Genomic DNA, 19,094 nt, shown 5'->3' with positions numbered 1-19,094 from the left:
CCCAGTGAAGTGATCGACACATGGTGTGATGTGCCCCACGGTGTTGCCAGCGGTGCAACGGAAAGGAACGAGCGCTCATGCGCGAGATCCTCGGAAAGCGACGCAGGCTCCTGTCCCAGCGCAGTGACGGAAGGCCTGAGTTGATCAGCGCGGCCCTGACCTTCGCGACGGAATGGCAGTGGCCCGTACTCCCGGGCGTGGCGCCGGACCCGCAGGGGCGGGCCCGCTGCGGTTGTCCCGACCCCGAGTGCACGGTGCCCGGTGCCCACCCCTTCGACCCCGGCCTCCTCACGGCCACCACCGACGAGCGGATGGTGCGCTGGTGGTGGACCAACCGGCCCACGGCGCCGATCATCCTGGCCACCGGCGGCAACGCGCCGTGCGCGGTCAGCCTGCCGGCTCTCGCGGCCTCCCGCGCCCTCGCCGCCCTCGACCGCGAGGGCATGCGCCTCGGCCCGGTGGTCGCCTCGCCGACGCGTTGGGCGCTGCTCGTGCGGCCGTACTCCATGGAGCAGTTGGGTGAACTGCTCTACGCCAAGGACTTCGTGCCCGGCTCCCTCCGCTTCCACGGTGAGGGCGGCTACCTCGCGCTGCCGCCCTCCGAGACCGGCCAGGGCGAGATCCGCTGGGAGCGCGCGCCGCTGCCCGGCTCCGCCTCCCCCTGGGTGCCCGACGTGGAGGCCGTGGTGGACGCCGTGGTCGACGCCCTCACTCGTACGGGTGTCAGCGCACCCGAGTTGTAGGGGTGTCGGGCGCGCGCGGAGGGGGCGCCCGGCTTCGCTCGTTATCTTCCGCTGTATGAACCTTCGTCTGCTCGCCCTCGGGGGCGTCGCGGCGTGCGCGCTGGCGCTGCCGCTGGCCGTGGCGTCGGCGGGACCCGTGGGCGACGAAGGGCGTACGGTCGACCGTGAGCGGCCCCCGGCCGTGGGCGCTGCCGCAAGGACCGCCGAAGGCGCCGCTAAGGGAACTGCCGCAGACGCCGCGGAAGATGCGGCTGATGTCACTGCCGCAGAAGCCGCCGGAGATGCTGCGGCAGACGGCGAAGAGCGCACCGCCGACGGCTCGGCCCGGCGCGGCGAGGACGCCAAGGAGTCCCCCGCCGACCCCGGCCGCTCGCCCCTGCTGCTCGGCGTGGGTCTGGCCACCGCCGCCCGCTGCGGCCCCGAACTCACCTCTCCCGACGGCATCGAGGCGCAGACCTGTGTGCTGACCCAGGGCGAGGACACTTGGGCGCGCACCTATTTCCGCAACGCGACCGGTGGCTACCTGGACTCCGTACTGAGCCTCATGGGCCCCGGTGGGCGCACGGTCCAGATGCGGTGCCGCGTGGGCGCCGAGGACGAGCCGTGCATGTGCGAGACACCCCGGGAGCGCACGCGCGGGAACCTGGACGCCTACACGGCCGTGGCGGAGTTCGCCGGGGCGTCCGCCCGCGACCGGCAGGGGCCGCTGCTGCTGAGGTCGGGGAGCAACTCCGAGGCACGCACGGCCAGTTGACGTGCGGCGGTCACCGGGTGAACGGAGCCGCGCATGGAAAGACCCGGTTGCTGGCGACGGGGGATGCACCAGCAACCGGGCTACTGGAACGGTAACAAGAGATCCGCTCTACGCAAATTCGATCTCGCATTGCCGTCGGCTATTCGGACACCGCCGTGTCGTCCGTTCTCGTGTCGACTCGGCTGGTGCGAGGGGGAGTTGTGAGAGGAGTCACCGATTCCGCAAGAGCCGTTCGTGCTGACCGACCAGTCAGCACGAACGGGTAGCCGCGGTGTGCCTCAGCTGAGCGTGACCTGGCGGTTGGTCAGGCCGCCGCGGGCGCGGCGCTCCTCCGCGGTGAGCGGTGCGTCCGAGGCCAGAGCGGTGGCGAGGCGCTCGGCGAACTCCGCGGCCGGCTTCTCCACGTCGTCCGCGCCGACCCCGCTCGGCAGGTCCCAGACCGGCACGGTGAGGCCGTGCGCGCGGAAGGAACCCACGAGCCGGGTGCCCTCGCCGAGGCTGGAGCGGCCCGCCGCGTGCAGCCGCGCGAGAGCGTCCAGAAGCTGCTCCTCCGGGTGGGGCATGACCCAGCGCAGGTGGTTCTTCTCCGGCGTCTCGCACCAGTACGCGGAGTCCACACCGGTCAGCTTCACGGTCGGGATGGCCGCGGCGTTGGCCCGCTCCAGGGAGGCGGTCACGTCCGGCGTGGCGTTCTCCGGGTCCGGGACCCAGAACTCGAAGCCGCTGTGCACAACTGGCTCGAAGGCGCCTTCGGGGTCGAGCAGGTCCTGCAGTCGCGGGCTCTCGGCGGGGGCGCGGCGGCCCTGGACCGGGGTGCCCGGCTCGGCCTCCAGCGCGCGCTGCAGGGTGTCGGCGAGGTCGCGGCTGATGTCGCCCGACGCCGTGTCGTTCTGCAGGCCGAGCAGCACCGAGCCGTCGTCGCGGCGCAGGGCGGGCCAGGCCATCGGCAGAACCGTGGCGAGTGTGACCGAGGGGACGCCCTCGGGGAGGCCGTCCTTGAGGGGCAGCTCGACCGTGGCGGCCGGCACCAGCTCGCGCAGCGCCACCCAGTCGCACTCGCCGGGCAGTCCCTCGAACGGACGGTGCACCAGCTCGGTCGCCGCGTGGGCGGCCGCGCGTCCGTGGCAGGCCTTGTAGCGGCGGCCACTGCCGCAGGGGCAGGGCTCGCGGGCGCCGACGACCGGGATCTCCGCCGCATCGCTGAGCTGCGGCCGCTTGGCCTTCGTCTGGGGTCGCTTCTTGGCCATCGTCGCTGTCTCCCGGTTACGGCTCGTCTGTACGGGCGCGAGCCTAGCCGCTCGTACGGGCAGCCACGGGGACCTGTGGACAACGTGCTGAGTCGTCCGGAACGCGGGGGTTCGGCCGGGAGCGGTGCGGGTTGCGGTCGGGGTGGGGTGGGGGTCGGGGTGCGGTCGGGCGGGTCGGCGTCGGTCCTGGTTCGGGTCGCCGGTCCGTCCAGGTCGCGGTCGGTCCTGGTTCGGTCGCGGTTGGTTCAGGTCCGGGTTGGTTCAGGTCCGGGTTGGTTCAGCTTCCGGTCCGTCCAGCTTCCGGTCCGTCCAGCTCCCGGCCCGTCCAGATCGGGGCCGGTCCAGATCGGGGCCGGTCCAGATAAGAGCCGGTCCGGGTCGCGGTCAGTCCGGATCCGGCGAAGCCCAGGTCGTTGTCGGTGTCAGTCCATGTCTTCGAACGCGTCGGCGAAGTTCAGTTCCGGCATCCCCGCCACCGACGGAGCCGCGACCCGCGTGGCGAAGTCGGTGCGTCGGCAGCCGGCGTCCGGGTCGTACACGTCCTCGTGGACGACGACCCACACCGTGACCTCGCCGCGGGCGTCGTCCCGGACGCCCCAGTCGTCGGCCAGCGCCGTGATGATGTTGAGCCCGCGGCCGCCGTGCGCGGTGACCGACGGGGTGGCCGGAGCCGGGCGGGTCGGCCCGCCACCGTCCGTCACCTCGACGAGCAGACGTCCGCTCGGGTCCACGCGCCACGCGGCCCGCACGTCACCGTCCCCGGCCAGGGCGTCGCCCAACGGCCGGCCGTGTTTGCAGGCATTGCTCAAAAGTTCGGAAAGGATCAGTACGGCATCGTCGATGACCGACTCCGACACGCCACCGCTGCGCAACTGGTCGCGCATACGGTGTCTCGCCTTCCCCACGCCCGCAGGGCCATGGGGTACGGCCATGCTCGACGACGCGGGCACCTCCTGTGCCACCACCAACGCCACCCCCGAGACCTCCTTCGCCCCACGCCACGGTGTGGATGCCCCCTTGGCCTGTACCGGAAACCGGCCAATCCATGTCCAGTGACGCATTCGCAACGATCGAATACGAACCGAACGCGCCGGGGCACTCCCTGTAGTCGTGTGGCTGGATTTCTGCAGTGTGGCCGAGATCAGAGGGTGCTGGAGGGCCGCCCGCCGGGTCAAGGGTTGTTCACAGGTCTTTACGAGGTTTGTGGGGCAGGTGGGGTCTGAGTGGTTTGTGAGCTCAGCGATCCAGCTGGCGCAGCACCGCGCGCGGGCGGTTGGTGATGAGGGCGTCGACGCCCAGCTCGGCGCAGAGGTCCACGTCCTCCGGCTCGTTCACGGTCCACACGTGCACCTGGTGACCGGCCCGCTTCCACCGCTCGACGTACGCGGGATGGTTGCGCACGAGCCGGATCGAGGGCCCCGCGATCCGCACTCCCGCGGGCAGCCGCCCGTCGCGCAGTCGGGGCGAGACGAACTGCATCAGATAGACCGTCGGCAGCGTCGGCGAGGCGGACCGCACCCGGTGCAGGGAGCGCGCCGAGAAGCTCATCACGCGTACCGGCGACTCGGCGGCGGACGCCGGGGTGTCCAGCCCGAACCGCTTCAGGAGCAGCAGCAGCCGCTCCTCGACCTGCCCCGCCCAGCGCGTCGGATGCTTCGTCTCGATGGCCAGTTCCACCCGTCGCCCGGCGTCCGCGACGAGTTCCAGCAGCCGCTCCAGCGTGAGTACGGAGGTGTCCTCGCGGTCCTCCGGACGGAACTCCCAGTCGGGCTCCTCGTCGCGCGTGCGCCAGGCCTCGCGCGCCTCCCGCGTCTTCCAGGAGCCGAAGTCCAGTGCGGCGAGGTCCGCGAGCTCCAGGGCCGAGACCGCCCCGCGGCCGTTGGACGTACGGTTGACGCGGCGGTCGTGCACGCAGACGAGATGGCCGTCCGCGGTCAGCCGTACGTCGCACTCGAGGGCGTCGGCACCGTCCTCGATCGCCTTCTTGTACGCGGCCAGGGTGTGCTCGGGGGCCTCGTCCGAGGCTCCGCGGTGGGCGACGACTTGAATGTGTTGCTGCCGTGCGTGGGTCACCGCGTCATGGTGCCACCGGGTTGGGGTACGCGTCCGACCGGAGGCGTGCTGATGCGCCAGGGATGTGCCGTGCGGAGTCTGAGAACCGTCTGAGATGTTCCGGGGATGCGTCCAATGCGCCCCACATGTCCTATGTAAGGAGTGGCCGTGGACCCACAGCCACCGCTTATGGTGCTCTGACGGCCCGTGGGAAAAGCTGACGGCATACAAAAGCACATGCACAGCTGCAGCGCGCCGGGTCGACGACGAGCGTGAACGAGCGTGACCGAGTGCGACCGAGGACAACAGCCGTGGATCGAGGAGAAGAGCTGTGAGCACCGAGAACGAGGGCAACCCGGTACCCCCGGCCCCGTCCGCACCCCCCGTGCCGGTGGCATCTCCCGCGGTTTCCCCACAGGCAGCCGCATCCGAGGGCGGCGCACCGACGCCCCCGCCCCCGAGCGCCCACGGCGGACCGACGAGCGCCCACGGCGGACCGGAGCCGACGCACCCCGGCCATCCGCCGGCGTACGCGGCGGCCCCGAACGGCGGACAGAGCGCCGAGGCCGGTTGGCCGCCCCCGCCGCCCGCCACCCCGTCGTACGCCGACGGTGGCGCCGGTGCCGGGTACGACGGGATGACCGGTGGCGCCGGTGGTGGGGGCGGCGGCTGGGGCGCCTCGTACCAGCAGCCCGCGCCCGCGCCGAAGAAGGGCCGCGGCGGACTGATCGCCGGCATCCTCGTGGCCGCGCTGGTCGCGGGCGGCCTGGGCGGTGGCCTCGGCTACACGCTGGCCAAGAACGACGACACCACCGGCTCCACCACCGTCTCCTCCTCCACCAGCGGCGGCTCCGTCAAGCGCGACGCGGACACCGTCGCGGGCGTAGCGGCCAAGGCGCTGCCGAGCACCGTGACCATCCAGGCGGAGTCCAGCAGCGGCGAGGGCGGCACGGGCACCGGGTTCGTCTTCGACACCCAGGGCCACATCGTCACCAACAACCACGTGGTGGCCGAGGCGGTCGACGGCGGCAAGCTGACGGCCACCTTCCCGAGCGGCAAGAAGTACGACGCCGAGGTGGTCGGTCACGCGCAGGGCTACGACGTCGCGGTCATCAAGCTCAAGAACGCCCCGTCGGGCCTGAAGCCGCTCACCCTGGGCAACTCCGACGAGGTGGCCGTCGGCGACTCCACGATCGCCATCGGCGCCCCCTTCGGCCTGTCCAACACGGTGACCACGGGCATCATCAGCGCCAAGAACCGCCCGGTGGCCTCCAGCGACGGCTCCGGCAGCCAGGCGTCCTACATGAGCGCCCTCCAGACCGACGCGTCGATCAACCCGGGCAACTCCGGCGGCCCGCTCCTCGACGCGCAGGGCAACGTCATCGGCATCAACTCCGCGATCCAGTCCAGCGGCAGCGGAGGCATGGGCGGCACCGGCCAGTCCGGCTCGATCGGCCTGGGCTTCGCCATCCCGATCAACCAGGCCAAGTACGTCGCCCAGCAGCTGATCAAGACCGGTAAGCCGGTGTACGCCAAGATCGGCGCGTCCGTCTCCCTGGAGGACTCCACGGGCGGCGCGAAGATCACCGACTCGGGCTCCGGCGGCTCCTCCGCGGTCGAGTCCGGCGGCCCCGCGGCCAAGGCGGGCCTCAAGCCCGGCGACGTGATCACCAAGCTCGACGACCACGTCATCGACAGCGGCCCCACCCTGATCGGCGAGATCTGGACCCACCAGCCCGGCGACAAGGTGACGATCACCTACGAACGCGACGGCAAGACCCGCACGGCCGAAGTCACCCTGGCGTCCCGAGTCGGCGACAACTGACCGTTTCCAGGCAGCACGCCGAAGGCCGGCGCCCCCTCGGGGCGCCGGCCTTCTTGTGTGCGTGTAGGTCAGGCCACGAGTTCCTGTTCCTGTGCCGGGGCTTCGGCCTGCTCCTGCGGCTTGCGGTCGCGCATCACCAGCGTTGCCAGGATCGCCGCCGCGAGGACGCCGATCGCGCTGACCGTGAAGGTCGTCGTCATCGAGTCGGTGAAGGCTTCGCGGGCGGCCCGGACCAGGCCCGTGTCCTGGCCTGTCACCGCCAGGGCGCCACCGATGGACTGGCGGGCCGCCTCAGGGGCGTCGGCGGGCATCTCGGCGGCGTACCCGGTGGTCAGCAGGGAGCCGAGGATCGCGATGCCGAGGGCGGTGCCGGCCTGCTGGATGGTGTCGTTGAGGGCCGAGCCGACGCCCGCCTTGTCCGCGGGGATGGTGCCCATCAGCGCGCCCACCGCGGCCGGCATCGCCAGACCCGCGCCGAGGCCGAGCAGGCCGAGGGAGATCGCCGGGACGGTGAAGCCGGAGTCGGCGTCGACCGTGGTCAGCAGGGCGAAGCAGGCGACCATCACGAGCATGCCGGCGAGGATCACGAACCGGTTGCCGATCTTCTCGGCCAGCTTCACACCCACGCCGTTGCCGAGCAGCGCGGCGATGGCGAGGGGCAGGAAGGCGAGGCCCGCCTTGACGGGGGAGTAGCCGAGGACGAACTGCAGGTACTGGGTGAGGACCAGCAGCAGACCGCCGTTGCCGATCTGGACGAGCGCCAGCGAGAGCGAACCGCCGCTGAAGTTGCGGTGCTTGAAGAGGACCAGCGGGACCATGGGCGCCTTCGTGACGTTCTCCCACACCACGAACCCGGCCAGGGCGACGACGGCGACGATCAGGGTGACGGTGGAGCGACCCGCGAAGGCGCCGTGCTGCGGGATCTCGATGATCCACCAGACCAGCGCGGTCATGCCGACCGCGGAGAGCACCGCACCCAGCGGGTCCGGCTTCTGCCAGGGCGCCTTGGACTCCGGCATCAGGACCACACCGGCGACGATGGCGAGGACGACGACGGGGACGTTGAGGAAGAAGATCGAGTGCCAGGAGAAGTGGTCGATCAGGACGCCGCCCAGGACCGGGCTGCCGACCAGCCCCAGCATCGACACCGAACCCCAGGCCGCCATCGCCTTGCCGCGCTCGTCCTCGTCGAAGACGGTGATGAGGATGGAGAGGGTGGACGGCATGATCAGTGCTCCGCCGACGCCCATCGCGGTGCGGACGGCTATCACCTCGCCCGGGTTGGTGCAGAGCGTCGCGGCCAGTGAGGCCGCGCCGAAGAGCACCAGGCCGATCAGCATCACCCGCCGGCGGCCGAAGCGGTCGCCGAGGCTGCCCGAGGTGAGCAGGAGACCCGCGAAGACCAGGATGTAGGAGTCCAGGATCCACTGGGTGTCCTGGGCGCTGGCGCCGAGGTCCGCGGTCATCGAGGGCACCGCGACGGTGAGCGCCATGCTGTCGATGGTCAGGACCACCGTGCTCAGGCACAGCACGACGAGGATCCACCAGCGACGCGGGTTGCGTCCGTCCTTGCTGCTTTCGATGCGGGCTTCCATCGGTTCCCCTGCTTCCTTCCGGCCTGCGAACACGGTTCCCTGTGCTGCGAACAGTGTTCCGACTTCGCGAACACCGTCCCCTTCGTTGCGAACACTGTACGCACAGCGGAACAGTGTTCGCAACCCTTGAACGCCGTACGCAGACCTCCGCGGCCTCCCGCCAACACCCATGTGGACCACCGCCCCCGCCGAACCCCCGGGGCCGGTACGCTGTACACCGCTCCGCCCCAGGTGGGCGGCAGCGAAGGTGGGTTGCCCGAGCGGCCTAAGGGAACGGTCTTGAAAAACGCGTGACGTGAAAGCGTCACCGTGCGGTCGGATCCCAATTCCTTCGCAGGTCATAGACGTACAGGCCAGAAGGGGTGCCTCTCATGGAGAGGCGCCCGTTCCGCATGGTGCCTGTCTCACCTTGATCCGCTCTGTCGCGTCGTTGATCAGTGCTTGTGGACCAGGCGTGGACCAACCACAGGGCCGTAGAGGGACAGAAAGAGCAGGTCAGGGCCCAGGTGCGCAGCCGGTTGTGAACGCCTTTCCATGACCCGAAGTGCTCGGGCCGGTCCATCCACGGTGTCCCGGTGCGGTATTTGAACGCGATCGCGTCGATCACCTGCCGGTGATCCCGCCACCGTCCTCCCCGCTTCGGCGTGCGGTCCGGCAATAACGGCTCGATCCGCGCCCATTGCTCGTCAGTCAACGACACACATCAACTAACGATCAGATGATCCGCAGGGACGGTCTAGTGGTGCAGGAGCCACCAGACACCTCCTGCAACGATCAGCACGGAAACCAGAACGACCGCTGCTCGGAGGGACCCTCTACGTCGCGATCCCGGCGTGCTGGCCGGCTGCCCCGTCGGCGCATTCCATCGTTGAACGTTGGGGGGCTCCGGGGCTCCCCATAGATCCCCGGTCTCCAGGCCTTCGGCGTCCTGGCGGGCGCGTCGCAGGAAGCCGGAGGCCTCGCGCTTCCAGCGGATCCCGGCAGGATCCGTGAACTCCAGGGTGATATGCCTCTCGCTGTCGGTCGCATTGGACTCCGCGGGCCGCAGTCGGGCGTACTCACGCCTGTTGCACATGACAAAGGGGAATTCGCCGATCACTTCGCCGCGGAAGGACACGCGCACGTCCGTGATCGGATGGGCACCCTGGTACTCGATCTCGACTCGCCGGGCGAATTCGTTGGTCAGTGGGTGCTGAAGTAGATCTACCTTGGCGTGGACCAGGGATGCCCACCCCCGTTCGCGGATCGCGGCAGCCTCACTCTCCTGCCGGACCTTGTGCCGATGAGCTGCGTACGTCACTGACAGGCCCCCCAGGCCGATGAGCAGGCTGAACACGGCAATAAGGTTCTGCACCATGTCCGGATTCTGGTTGGCGGCCCCCATCACGTCGTAGCGCAACCCCGGCAGGCGGTCAGGTCGCTTCACAAGTCCCCCCGGACGTCGCAAGACCTGCCTGAACCGTCCGAGTTCGCGCACCTGGTCCGGCCTGATCCACAGGACACGACCTAGCCGCCTGGCACCGGCGCCTCCACCTACGCGAAAGCACTCCTCAACTCCTCATGGATGCCTTGTCCCCTGCATGTGCCACGCCCAGCGAGCGTGGCACCTAGCTAGACATCTCGGCAGTTGGCCCAGGGCGTTGCGGCCTGATGCAAGACACCCAGATGCGTCCAGCCTTATCCTCAAGGGGTCTAGCCATCGGGGGGACTGCCGTGAGCTACGTCCTAAGCTCGGAAATGCAGCGCTACATGGAGACAGGCTGCTGTCCCTGGTGTAGGTCGCGAATACTGCAGAACCCTCCGCCCCCTTTGATACCTGGGTACCAGTCTCCAAGCTGGCGTGCGAGTTCTGCGTTGCTCGCCTTCCTGGCCCCTACGGATGCTCCAGTGACCTACACAGGCGGCCGCTTCCACTGCGGACGGTGCGGCGCATCGTGGGGCATGCGGATACCCGAGGTGATCGCGCGCGGCGCCCGAGAGATCGCGCGCAGACAGTCGGCAGTACAGCTTCGATCCGTAATCCCGGTTCCCGGAGGCGGGCTGAACCCGAACGAGTTCAGATTCGCCCGTGTCGTTGAGACACCGCGCACGGAGGCTTTCGCTCGAACGGAGCGCAAGGTCGCCAGGAACAACACTGCCGCCACGATAACCGACACGGAGGAGATCTCCTGGACCGTGGCCCGCTCCGTCACCGTTGACCATCAGAGGGCCACGATTCACGGCTCCAACGCCACGCTGACAGTCGCCGGATTCGCCTCACTTGGCCAGACGCTCCAGGCCGAGCTCCGCGGCGCGTACGCGCTAAGCACAGAGATGACATTGACCAGGACCAAGACCGTATCCGCCGAGATTCCACCACGCTCCTCGATCGAGCTCGTCCTGACCTGGAAAATCATCCGGCAGCCTGGTATCGGGCAATTCACAGGGATGGAGGGTCTACACGTGGATATTCCGTTCGAGGTGGACATGGACCTTGCGCTTGACTGGCAAGCGAACCACGTCACTGGCCAGGGCTGAAACGCAGTTCCCGACGGGGCCGCCGCGCTCTTGCGTCGACCCCTAAAGGAGGCAGCAGCCTGAGACACAACCTTCGCCGAATTCGGGCACGCCGACCACCCCAGTACCATCGGCACCGGGGTCCTGATCAGGGCTTCCACGACCGGACCACCCGGAATGCTGTCCAGGCTGAGGGGTGGTCCGGTCTCTTGTTGTCGGCCGCCGCCGCGCGAGCAACGCACAACGGGACGGGGCTTCGAGGTCAGCTCAGGGCTTTGCCCACCTCGTAGATGGTCGGCCGGTCCTCGGGAGCGCGGCTGAGCATCGCGTCGATCAGCTCGCCCAGCTCGCCGGGCGCCTTCACGGGACGACGCCTGCCGTTCGCCACGGCCTCTCTCTGCACGGGGCGCGGAGCGTCATCCGGATACTCGACCGCTCGCCAGCCTGTGGCCGAGATCAGCAGGGATGCGCCCAGTGCGTAGATGTCGGCTTCCTGCGTCGGCTCCGCTTCTCCGGTGCAGAGCACGCTGCGTGCGATCTCCGGTGCCTCGTAGTGGACGAGGCAGCCGCGGAACGGGAAGTCGTACGCCTCGGGCACGTGTCCGCCCCGGGCAAGGGCGAGGTCGATGAGGTGTGTGCGCTCCGGCCCGATGATGAAGTGGGCAGGCTGCACATCACCATGCGCCCAGCCCTTCGCATGGAGCTCAGCCAGCGCTTCGACGCATCCCAGCGCCACGCTGGTGTGCGGCGGGATGGACGACTCTCGCCTACGACAGGGCTCCCACAGCCGGTACAGGTCCGGCCCTTCATGCCACGGCTGGAAGTTCCAGGTTCCGTGCTCCCACTCGCCGTACGCGATCTCGTCGAAGCCGAGGCGATGCAGGACGGCACCCTCGCGTGCGGGCGCGAGCGCGGTCCAGGGCTGGGCAGGCCAGTCGGCCGTGGCTTCGATTGGGTGGCCGAGCTTCACGGCGTAGTGGCCCCGATGGCTCTCCACCTCCCAGACCGTGGAGCCCCGGCGGTTGACGACCATGTGCTGAGCTGTGGGCATGAGCGCGTCGAGCACCACGATCGGCAGCTCAGGGGTTGGGCCGGGCAAGGTCTTCTCCTTCCTGGCGAACGCGGCCGACCATGAGCAGAGGCCGGCCGCGCCGCTGTTGCCGTGTGTCAGGCCTGACCGTACGGTCGGCCGCAGTCCGAGTCGCACTGTGCGAGGTTCTGGCCGTTCACGGTCCAGAGGTCGTCGAAGACCATGAACCCAGCCGCCTTCATGGCGTGCGTCGAGGCGGCCACCTTCTCCGGATCACGGGCACCACCACCGGGCATGGGGTTGTGGTGCAGGAAGCGGCCCGCGTACTGCTCGCACAGCCCGGCGTACTCCTTCGTGTGCAGGATGAGCGCGTGCAGGCCGAGGTCCACGTCGTCCGACGGGACCATGGGGACGGTTGCGGTGGCCGCCGTGACGAGGAACGCGAGCGCCTGGTCCGCGATCCGCTCGGCACGCTCGGGGGACTGCCCGTTGTGGACGACCACGAAGTGCGCGAGGCTCTCGAACAGTTCCTCGCCAGCCACCGCGCGGCCGGTCTTCTGGTCGTTCGCCGTTGCCGTCATGTGCAATCTCCTGGTGTGAGATGGAGCGTGGCACTTGCCTTGGAGGCCGGCCCCGGACGGGGACGGGGACGGGGGAGCCGGGGAATCGGCACCCGTCCGGGGCGGCCGGTCTACTTGCTGGTGCCGAGGGCCAAGCCGATCACCAAGCCGCACGAACAGCTGATGCCGATGATGAACAGGACCCGGGCGTACCGGCTGATGGCGCGCATCACAGCCCGACCCGACTGTTGCCGTTCTTCACGGCCAGGCGTGCGCTCAGTTCCTCGCGCGCACTGAGCGCCACCACGTTGTCCGGCACGGCATCCCACTCCCTGCCGCCACGGATCGGCCGCATCTGCACACTGCCGCCGACTCGACCCATGACGACGCCGATGCGTCCTCTGGCAATGTCCTTCGCCAGTTCACCGATGCCTGGTCTGGTCTGCTTGCTCGCCATGCCAAGGAGCATCGCGATTCGGAGGCCGGTGCCAAAAGGTCAGGCTGATTACCCAACTTGGGTAACATCGCGGGAAGTGACAATCAGCGACGTTGCGTAGCCCTCGCAGTGTGGGAGCTATCCCGAATGCCAGATGCAACCCGGCCGCAGGAACTGCCTGCCAGGCTGCTCACCGACCCCGAGATGATCGATGCCTGTCGGGCGCGGGACTTCACCAGAGTCTTCCGTCTGGTGAAGACCAAGGCGGGCATTTACCCGTCGATGATCGCCAGGCGATGCGAGCTGACCCCTAGCCGAGTCGGGGAAGTGATCACCGGCCGCCGCCAGTTGCTGCACATGGACGTCGTCGAGCGCATCGCGGACGGCTTGCGCATCCCGGGACACATGCTTGGGCTCGCCCGGCGGCCTTGGGAGACGCCTCAGGCTCTTGTCGTCACCGAGCGCGAGGTACCCGAGCTGTCGGCCCCTGAACAGCACGTGCCCACGTATCTGCCGGGGCCGGATGTAGACAGCATTCTGGCGATGGCGACCCGAACAAGCCTCAGTGCAGCCACACTTGAAGGCTTCCGATCCTCCATTGAGGACTACTGGCGACGGGACGACCAGCACGGGGGCGAGGCTCTCAGGCCTGCCATCGTCGGACAGCTTCGACACGTGGTCGGGCTCCTGAAGGAGAGCCGACCGCCGTCCATTCAGAACGGCCTGTACGGAATCGCGGCCGAGCTGGCACGCCTCACCGGGTGGACATACTTCGACGCCCGCCAGTACAACCAGGCCCGCGCGTACTTCACCGAGGCCCTGCAACTGGCCAAGGAGATCGACGACCGGCAGTTCATGGCCAACGTCCTCGCGTGCATGAGCTTGCAGGCGACCTATCAGGACAAGCCCGCGGACTCCCTGGCGCTCGTGACTGCCGCCCAGGACCAGGCCCGCTCAGACCTCGGCACGACCCCGCGCGTCCTGTCGATGTTGTCCATGCGCGAGGCGTTCGCCCATGCCACGCTCGGCAGTCAGACGTCGACTCACCGAGCAATCGGGGAAGCGCACCGCCAGTTCGAGCAGATCCAGGCGAGCGACCCGGAGCCGTCGTGGGTGACCTACTTCGACGAGCTGAAGCTCATAGTCGACACGGGCATTGCCCACGGCCGACTTGGCGAGGCAGCGACGGCCGAGCCCTTGATTGCGGACGCACTGCGCCGAGAGGCCCGGACCAACCAGCGCGGCCGCGCGTTTCACGCTTTCTGGCTGGCTCGTACGCAGCTCGACCAAGGCAAGCTCGATCAGGCCTGCCACACCGCAACGCAAGCACTGGAACACGCGTCGGCGGTGGCCTCCGAGCGGGTGTCAGGACACCTCAGAGAGTTCTACGACCAGTTGGCGCCGCACCGGCAAGAGCCCGTAGCCCTGGCCTTCGAGGCGCGGTTACGGGAGCTGCTCCCACCGGTCAGCGGATCGCTTCATCCATGAGCAGGTACAGCAGACCAACGAGGGATCCGCTACTCACGATCTCGCGGCGGTCGATCATCCCTCGGATCTCGCTGAGAGGGACCCACTCGATGCGGTCGGACTCGTTCTTCTCCGTCGGCGGACCGGCGTAGGTCGCGCCGTCCACGCGGAAGACGTGGTGCTGCGAGTCGGTGATGCCGTTGGCCGGCTCGGCGTAGATCAGCGGCTTGATGGGACCAGGACGCCATCCCGTCTCTTCCAGCACTTCGCGGGCCGCCGCTTCCTCCGGAGACTCTCCCTCCTCGACCAGGCCCATGGGCAACTCCCAGGCCCACGAGTCCGTGATGAAGCGGTGCCGCCACATCATCAGGACCTCCTGTCGGTCGTTGACCACGGCGGCCACGGCCAAGTGCCGGAGACGAACAACGTGGTACTCCCACCTGCGCCCGTCAGGCTGCTGGACGTCCACCAGACACAGATTCACCCACTTGTTCGTGTAGATCTGTCGCTCACCGTGGGTCTTCCACTCCATACCTGCGGCCCCTCTCGATCGGTCTCCAGGATCTCAGACCGCTCCGAAGGAGGGCGCCAGTTCGACTCTTTTCGCGTCACCTTGACGAGATGCCCTGCGAGTGACTCGCCTTCCGGCTGAGCGGCCAAGCGCCAGGAGCAGGGCTCCCAGGGAGCGGTGGCAGGGGAAGTTCGTCGAACCTTCGGCCTGGGAAGGCAAGCTGATCACCGCCATGCGGCGCGAGGTGCATCCGGTACGCAAGGGCCAGCCATGGAGCCTTCAGATGGAGGACCGTGCTCGGGTAGGAACTGTTTCGCCGTTCTCGCTGGCGGAACGCGGCGGCTAAAGGGCCGGCCGCACAGGGCCCCGGATCTGCGGAGACACCGAATGGCTTCACGTTGGCAGCCGGGCGAGATTCACTCATTCGCCACTCCGAGATCGCATGACTTCATCAGTGGGGGCAATGTGGGTATATGTCTGCTCCCGCATGGGTCTCGTACACAGCGTTGGGCGTTAGCGGAGTCACTCTTGGCTGGAACGTCCTCAGCTGGCATCAGTCTGGTCCAAAAGTCAAGGCTCACGGAGACTTGGCCAGGCAACCTGACAGCGCGCTGGTCTTTGTTGTCGGTGCAGTTAATGAAGGTCGCCATGCGATTACGGTAGAAGCCTGTGCCGTATTGCTGCCGAATGGCGCCCGCCTCGCCACGGACGGCGAATTCCCGTTTCGCCTAGAGGGAAAATCGTCCAAGTACTGGGTTTTTCCGTATGCGGCAGTGGAAAGATTTTCCAAGGAAAGGAATGTTTCGATTTCACAGGCTCGGCCTCTTGTTGTAATTTCAGGGGGAAAAAATTTGGTGGGCATCTTTCCCAGACGCTCTGTAATCTGACCCCGCCGATCGTCTCCGCCGGCCGGGAAGCGATACCTGCTAGTGGAGGTTGGTCATCAAGCTCCTCCGCCAACAATTCTCAACTTCCCCTTCTCATTTTTTTCCCAGCGCCGGCCGGCAGAATCCGTGAACCGGAGTCGCACTGCGATATCACGTATTCCCTCCAGGCCAGGATGCTCGACCTGCTTAACCTGCACCTTATGCAAGGGGGGAATGATATGGATAGACATGGACTTCACAACGCTGTGCGCCAACAGCAGTTCAGCTTGGCAATCGTAGACGGGATCGCTACTCGAATTGATGAGGCAGAGCCAATTTCGGCCAGGGGTTGCACCTTCAGCATAAACCGATGCCCTGGAGTCGTACCAGGCTGATATTTTAGCTGCTTGGCCGCTGATTTGGTCATCGCGTGCACGGGTGTCACGCCCATGCTCGATCAGGAACAGCAGCATGGAAGATGTAAACGCAGCTATCGCGAATGCGGCCAGTATCCATGTGGGCACGTCACCAAGGTCCGCACCAGAGGAGATCACTTCTTCCGAGATCATCTAATTCCTCACGGGAGCGTGCTAGCGGACGACTGGAAAGTGTAACCGTCAAGCAGGCTCCCCAGAAAACCCTCAATGGCTGTGTTTCGAAGGAACCCAATGTAAGCATCCTCGTGCTCTTCAAAGAAATTAGTCCCGCTAAATTTCACTCGTTCTAGATCATCTGACTCTGGAACCGTATACGTGTCTCCTGCATAGCTAAAACGCACCCATAGGCCCAACCTGTCTTTATTCGCAGGAGCCTCAAGAGCGTATCTCTCCAAGCGCATACCACCTGCGTGTGCTGCGTTTACCCACCTTGAAATGCTGGCATCAACACGGCCTGCATCCGCAAGGAGCTTTTCGTCCTTGACCAGCTTCCCGTCGTCTCCCGGAACCCCGATTACGATGTTGCTCATCACTTCCGAATTTTTCAAGCGGCGATGGTCTCCTGCACTCGTGCGAATGTCAAATATCAGGAATTCAAACACGTAAGCACCTCGAAGTATTTCACAATCCCTTTTGGCGTATTCTTTTACCTGCTGCAAGGCGCCATTCATCAGTTCTGGAAGATGCTCAGAAAGTCGGGTGTAAAATGAATGGAAGTCCTTGAAATTAGACCCTTGCCGCTGCAGAGCTATTTGACCATCTTGTACAGTCAGCGTGAAGTCGAATCTGTCGTCCTCGTACGCTACCCGAGCAGCACCGGCCGGGGTGCTTAGTGACAACTCATCGAATGAAAAAAAGCTAGAAGAATCGACTGCTCTTCTGACGGGGCCGTACAGGCGGGTAGCTAGTTGTGCCGCATTCTCGCTTTTCCCTATCTCTGGAAGGGGCGGAGTATCAAGAACTAGCGAGAAGCTCCGGATAGCGGTCAAATAATCGAAGATACGCTGACTTGCCGTGTACTCGGACCACGTGATCATGACTCCTCCGATGTGGCACTGTTTTCGACTCTAATTCCGTATTTTGTGAAGCGCTTAGCTCCGAGGTCACTTGCTTCAATGTTTACACGTGTTTTTCCGTTGGTAAGTGCTTCCGTAAGGCGGTCTTGCAGGAACGGAAAGATGAGCTCGTGCAAGCCCCTCGCCCCACTTCCCAGCGTTGCTGCTTTTTCTGCGAAGAACTCAAGTGCATCCTCTGCAACATTGAGCTCTATACCTGACTTAGCCGCGTATGTCTCCCATATCCGCAGAGGGGATCGACTACTCTCGGCTAGAATTTGGACGAAATCCCTGGTGCCTAGTTGCTGAAATTCTATGAGAATGGGAAATCGTGCAGCCAATTCAGGCATTATCCCAAAGTTTCGGATATCCTCTGTGACGTAATAATCGGAGCCGAACATTCGCCGATACAGCAGGCTATTTTTCCGATTCTGCTTTACTTTTTCGATACCGTAGAAAGCGCCGCCCGCAATCATGAATATTTCTCTGGTGTTCACGAATTCATCTTGGGGTGTTGACCCGCTATAACTTCGGGATGGTACTCCCACACGCACCATATCGCCGTCGACGAACTTGAGGAGCCGCCTCTGAGTCAGCCTTCGACTGGCGTCTTCGGAGCTCTCTCGGTCCTGGGAAGTTGCAATTTTGTCAAATTCGTCAAGAAATACTACGCCATGCTGGGCCAGTTCCCTGATGTCAGCAGGCTCGCTTCTGAATGAATGCGCAGTAAGGATTTCTTCGGCGGCTTTCCAGAGCTCAATCGCGATATCCTCAACCTGCAGTCCAACAATACCCGAGGGGACAAGTGACGTGGAGTCGATCGACACGAAGGGAAGTCCGAGGCTGGCGGAAGCAACGCTCATGGAGTAAGTTTTTCCTACACCCGTTGGACCAAGAATTATGGCATTCGGAAGTTGCATCTGCAGGTCTTCCTCTGTTGTGCCCATTAGATGCAGGGAAAAGAGAGAACTCAGCTTGCGCTTGGCCTGCTCTTGGCCCACTACTGCAGCATCGAGAATAGCCCTAATCGAATTCTCTGTTACTGAATTCGGCAGAGAGAATCTGGGTAGCGATCTGGGCTGCGGTTCCGGTTGGCTCAGGAGTTCTTTCATGGTGGACTCGAGTTTCGGTGATGCAGGGCTAGGAGCGTTGCTGGCCCGGGCGTCTCTGTGGCGCGCAAATATCTTCCACACGGCCGCTCCCAAGTGGTTCACGGTCCTGTAACCCAGTCTTCTACGGATGTGGTGTGCTGTCCTGTTGCGCTTTCATGCACATCATCTCGCTGGCCGCGATGAGGTCGGGAAGTCGCAGAGAAAGAAGGGGGGAGCGTTACTGTCCGCGACGGATTGGATGCAATGGCGCGGGAGGTCCGACGAGCCTCTTTTGGCGGTGCAGCGCCGTGCCAGGGCGCGGCGCCTGGAATCAGCAGAGAAAGTCGTGACTCACAGGCTCCGTTTGGTTTCGCTGTCAGACATTGCTGCAGTCAGGCGGCGGGGCGCTTGCTGGGCCCGGGACGGCGCGGACACCCGGCGGTGGCGCCAGACGGCAGTACTGACGACAACGACGGCACACAGACGCGCGTGATGGCTGACCTGGCCGATCGAAATCAGAGGCCGTCAGCGTCTCGCTCGGCGTATTGCCCGATCCTACGGATCAGAGGGTGCAGTCGCTGCTCCGGCTCTTGCGACCTGGCGACGCAGCGGGTGCCCACAGACACGGGAACCAGCGGAGACCGTGATCTCGCATGAGGCCGGCACGACAGCAGGCTTTCGCGGTATCGGCGTGTGCTTCGTGCCAGCGGGATCCGAGAGGTGATCCTGGGTGGAAACGAGTCAGTGGACCCCGTGTGGACCACGAGTCCCACGAGAGGTCCGGGGCCGGTACGCTGTACACCGCTCCGCCCCAGGTGGGCGGCAGCGAAGGTGGGTTGCCCGAGCGGCCTAAGGGAACGGTCTTGAAAACCGTCGTGGCAGCGATGTCACCGTGGGTTCAAATCCCACACCCACCGCAGCAGGTCAGA

The 19,094-nt window shown here is 66.0% G+C and carries 18 protein-coding genes and 1 tRNA gene; 6 read left to right on the top strand and 13 right to left on the bottom strand.

All coding sequences use genetic code 11. The features are described 5' to 3' along the window. Positions 1-77: 77 nt before the first annotated feature. Together ACFYWX_RS32435 and ACFYWX_RS32430 are read left to right on the top strand one after the other, a co-directional pair. Positions 78-743, top strand: a complete 666-nt coding sequence (locus tag ACFYWX_RS32435) for a bifunctional DNA primase/polymerase (protein ID WP_389428231.1) — start codon at positions 78-80, stop codon at positions 741-743. 55 nt (positions 744-798) lie between these two features. Beyond that, positions 799-1,497, top strand: coding sequence for a hypothetical protein (locus tag ACFYWX_RS32430; RefSeq protein WP_389428229.1), 699 nt, complete (start codon positions 799-801; stop codon positions 1,495-1,497). 278 nt (positions 1,498-1,775) lie between these two features. Here the strand turns inward: ACFYWX_RS32430 and ACFYWX_RS32425 are convergent, their stop codons facing one another. The 3 genes from ACFYWX_RS32425 to ACFYWX_RS32415 form a co-directional block, all read right to left on the bottom strand. Continuing rightward, positions 1,776-2,744, bottom strand: a complete 969-nt coding sequence (locus ACFYWX_RS32425; protein WP_389428227.1) for a DUF5926 family protein — start codon at positions 2,742-2,744, stop codon at positions 1,776-1,778. 422 nt (positions 2,745-3,166) lie between these two features. Next, on the bottom strand, positions 3,167-3,805 hold the full coding sequence (locus ACFYWX_RS32420; protein ID WP_389428225.1) for an ATP-binding protein: 639 nt from the start codon (positions 3,803-3,805) through the stop codon (positions 3,167-3,169). A 175-nt stretch (positions 3,806-3,980) separates the two neighbouring features. Beyond that, positions 3,981-4,817, bottom strand: a complete 837-nt coding sequence (locus ACFYWX_RS32415) for a glycerophosphodiester phosphodiesterase (RefSeq protein WP_389428223.1) — start codon at positions 4,815-4,817, stop codon at positions 3,981-3,983. A gap of 310 nt (positions 4,818-5,127) precedes the next feature. Here ACFYWX_RS32415 and ACFYWX_RS32410 point away from each other — a divergent pair, with 310 nt between their 5' ends. After that, positions 5,128-6,621 carry a S1C family serine protease gene (locus ACFYWX_RS32410; RefSeq protein WP_389428221.1) on the top strand — a complete coding sequence of 498 codons (1,494 nt, stop codon included), beginning with the start codon at positions 5,128-5,130 and terminating at the stop codon, positions 6,619-6,621. A gap of 68 nt (positions 6,622-6,689) precedes the next feature. Here the strand turns inward: ACFYWX_RS32410 and ACFYWX_RS32405 are convergent, their stop codons facing one another. The 3 genes from ACFYWX_RS32405 to ACFYWX_RS32395 all read right to left on the bottom strand — a co-directional run bounded on the left by ACFYWX_RS32405 (position 6,690) and on the right by ACFYWX_RS32395 (position 9,615). Next, positions 6,690-8,216 (bottom strand): MFS transporter, encoded by a 1,527-nt coding sequence (locus ACFYWX_RS32405; protein ID WP_389428219.1) that lies wholly within the window; start codon positions 8,214-8,216, stop codon positions 6,690-6,692. A gap of 304 nt (positions 8,217-8,520) precedes the next feature. Next, positions 8,521-8,916, bottom strand: coding sequence for a transposase (locus ACFYWX_RS32400; protein WP_389428217.1), 396 nt, complete (start codon positions 8,914-8,916; stop codon positions 8,521-8,523). A gap of 36 nt (positions 8,917-8,952) precedes the next feature. Next, on the bottom strand, positions 8,953-9,615 hold the full coding sequence (locus tag ACFYWX_RS32395) for a hypothetical protein (RefSeq protein ID WP_389428215.1): 663 nt from the start codon (positions 9,613-9,615) through the stop codon (positions 8,953-8,955). 488 nt (positions 9,616-10,103) lie between these two features. Between ACFYWX_RS32395 and ACFYWX_RS32390 the strand changes: the two genes are divergently transcribed. Further along, the gene (locus tag ACFYWX_RS32390; RefSeq protein WP_389428213.1) at positions 10,104-10,733 is read left to right on the top strand and encodes a hypothetical protein; all 630 of its coding nucleotides are present in this window, start codon (positions 10,104-10,106) and stop codon (positions 10,731-10,733) included. A gap of 241 nt (positions 10,734-10,974) precedes the next feature. Here ACFYWX_RS32390 and ACFYWX_RS32385 read toward each other — a convergent pair whose 3' ends face one another. The 3 genes from ACFYWX_RS32385 to ACFYWX_RS32375 all read right to left on the bottom strand — a co-directional run bounded on the left by ACFYWX_RS32385 (position 10,975) and on the right by ACFYWX_RS32375 (position 12,771). Then, positions 10,975-11,811, bottom strand: a complete 837-nt coding sequence (locus tag ACFYWX_RS32385) for a protein kinase (protein WP_389428212.1) — start codon at positions 11,809-11,811, stop codon at positions 10,975-10,977. A gap of 68 nt (positions 11,812-11,879) precedes the next feature. Then, positions 11,880-12,323 carry a glycine-rich domain-containing protein gene (locus ACFYWX_RS32380; protein ID WP_389428211.1) on the bottom strand — a complete coding sequence of 148 codons (444 nt, stop codon included), beginning with the start codon at positions 12,321-12,323 and terminating at the stop codon, positions 11,880-11,882. A 208-nt stretch (positions 12,324-12,531) separates the two neighbouring features. Beyond that, positions 12,532-12,771 carry a hypothetical protein gene (locus ACFYWX_RS32375; RefSeq protein ID WP_389428209.1) on the bottom strand — a complete coding sequence of 80 codons (240 nt, stop codon included), beginning with the start codon at positions 12,769-12,771 and terminating at the stop codon, positions 12,532-12,534. A 114-nt stretch (positions 12,772-12,885) separates the two neighbouring features. Between ACFYWX_RS32375 and ACFYWX_RS32370 the strand changes: the two genes are divergently transcribed. Further along, a complete protein-coding gene (locus tag ACFYWX_RS32370; protein ID WP_389428207.1) occupies positions 12,886-14,226 on the top strand; it encodes a helix-turn-helix domain-containing protein in 1,341 nt (446 codons plus the stop codon). Here ACFYWX_RS32370 and ACFYWX_RS32365 read toward each other — a convergent pair. From ACFYWX_RS32365 to ACFYWX_RS32350, 4 genes are all read right to left on the bottom strand, one after another. Beyond that, the gene (locus ACFYWX_RS32365) at positions 14,204-14,737 is read right to left on the bottom strand and encodes an NUDIX hydrolase (RefSeq protein ID WP_389428205.1); all 534 of its coding nucleotides are present in this window, start codon (positions 14,735-14,737) and stop codon (positions 14,204-14,206) included. The two genes, ACFYWX_RS32370 and ACFYWX_RS32365, sit on opposite strands and share 23 nt — an antisense overlap. 922 nt (positions 14,738-15,659) lie before the next feature. Beyond that, a complete protein-coding gene (locus ACFYWX_RS32360) occupies positions 15,660-16,151 on the bottom strand; it encodes a hypothetical protein (RefSeq protein ID WP_389428203.1) in 492 nt (163 codons plus the stop codon). Between the two features lie 8 nt (positions 16,152-16,159). Beyond that, on the bottom strand, positions 16,160-17,056 hold the full coding sequence (locus ACFYWX_RS32355; protein ID WP_389428201.1) for a hypothetical protein: 897 nt from the start codon (positions 17,054-17,056) through the stop codon (positions 16,160-16,162). After that, positions 17,053-18,186 carry an AAA family ATPase gene (locus ACFYWX_RS32350; protein ID WP_389428200.1) on the bottom strand — a complete coding sequence of 378 codons (1,134 nt, stop codon included), beginning with the start codon at positions 18,184-18,186 and terminating at the stop codon, positions 17,053-17,055. Before ACFYWX_RS32350 ends, ACFYWX_RS32355 begins: the two co-directional genes overlap by 4 nt. Before the next feature lie 809 nt (positions 18,187-18,995). Between ACFYWX_RS32350 and ACFYWX_RS32345 the strand changes: the two genes are divergently transcribed. Beyond that, positions 18,996-19,082 (top strand) — tRNA-Ser (locus ACFYWX_RS32345). Positions 19,083-19,094: the final 12 nt, after the last annotated feature.

The sequence above is a fragment of the Streptomyces sp. NPDC002888 genome, assembly GCF_042888465.1.
In the GTDB taxonomy this organism is placed as follows: Bacteria; Actinomycetota; Actinomycetes; order Streptomycetales; family Streptomycetaceae; genus Streptomyces.
Note: the sequence above shows the minus strand (reverse complement) of the source record. Positions and strands in the feature narration are given on the sequence as shown.

Coding starts and splice junctions, on each gene's coding strand:
- ACFYWX_RS32380 (WP_389428211.1), bottom strand. CDS start 12,323: ATGACGGCAACGGCGAACGACCAGAAGACCGGCCGCGCGGTGGCTGGC.
- ACFYWX_RS32430 (WP_389428229.1), top strand. CDS start 799: ATGAACCTTCGTCTGCTCGCCCTCGGGGGCGTCGCGGCGTGCGCGCTG.
- ACFYWX_RS32405 (WP_389428219.1), bottom strand. CDS start 8,216: ATGGAAGCCCGCATCGAAAGCAGCAAGGACGGACGCAACCCGCGTCGC.
- ACFYWX_RS32435 (WP_389428231.1), top strand. CDS start 78: ATGCGCGAGATCCTCGGAAAGCGACGCAGGCTCCTGTCCCAGCGCAGT.
- ACFYWX_RS32350 (WP_389428200.1), bottom strand. CDS start 18,186: ATGAAAGAACTCCTGAGCCAACCGGAACCGCAGCCCAGATCGCTACCC.
- ACFYWX_RS32375 (WP_389428209.1), bottom strand. CDS start 12,771: ATGCTCCTTGGCATGGCGAGCAAGCAGACCAGACCAGGCATCGGTGAA.
- ACFYWX_RS32355 (WP_389428201.1), bottom strand. CDS start 17,056: ATGATCACGTGGTCCGAGTACACGGCAAGTCAGCGTATCTTCGATTAT.
- ACFYWX_RS32365 (WP_389428205.1), bottom strand. CDS start 14,737: ATGGAGTGGAAGACCCACGGTGAGCGACAGATCTACACGAACAAGTGG.
- ACFYWX_RS32370 (WP_389428207.1), top strand. CDS start 12,886: ATGCCAGATGCAACCCGGCCGCAGGAACTGCCTGCCAGGCTGCTCACC.
- ACFYWX_RS32360 (WP_389428203.1), bottom strand. CDS start 16,151: ATGATCTCGGAAGAAGTGATCTCCTCTGGTGCGGACCTTGGTGACGTG.
- ACFYWX_RS32420 (WP_389428225.1), bottom strand. CDS start 3,805: ATGCGTCACTGGACATGGATTGGCCGGTTTCCGGTACAGGCCAAGGGG.
- ACFYWX_RS32425 (WP_389428227.1), bottom strand. CDS start 2,744: ATGGCCAAGAAGCGACCCCAGACGAAGGCCAAGCGGCCGCAGCTCAGC.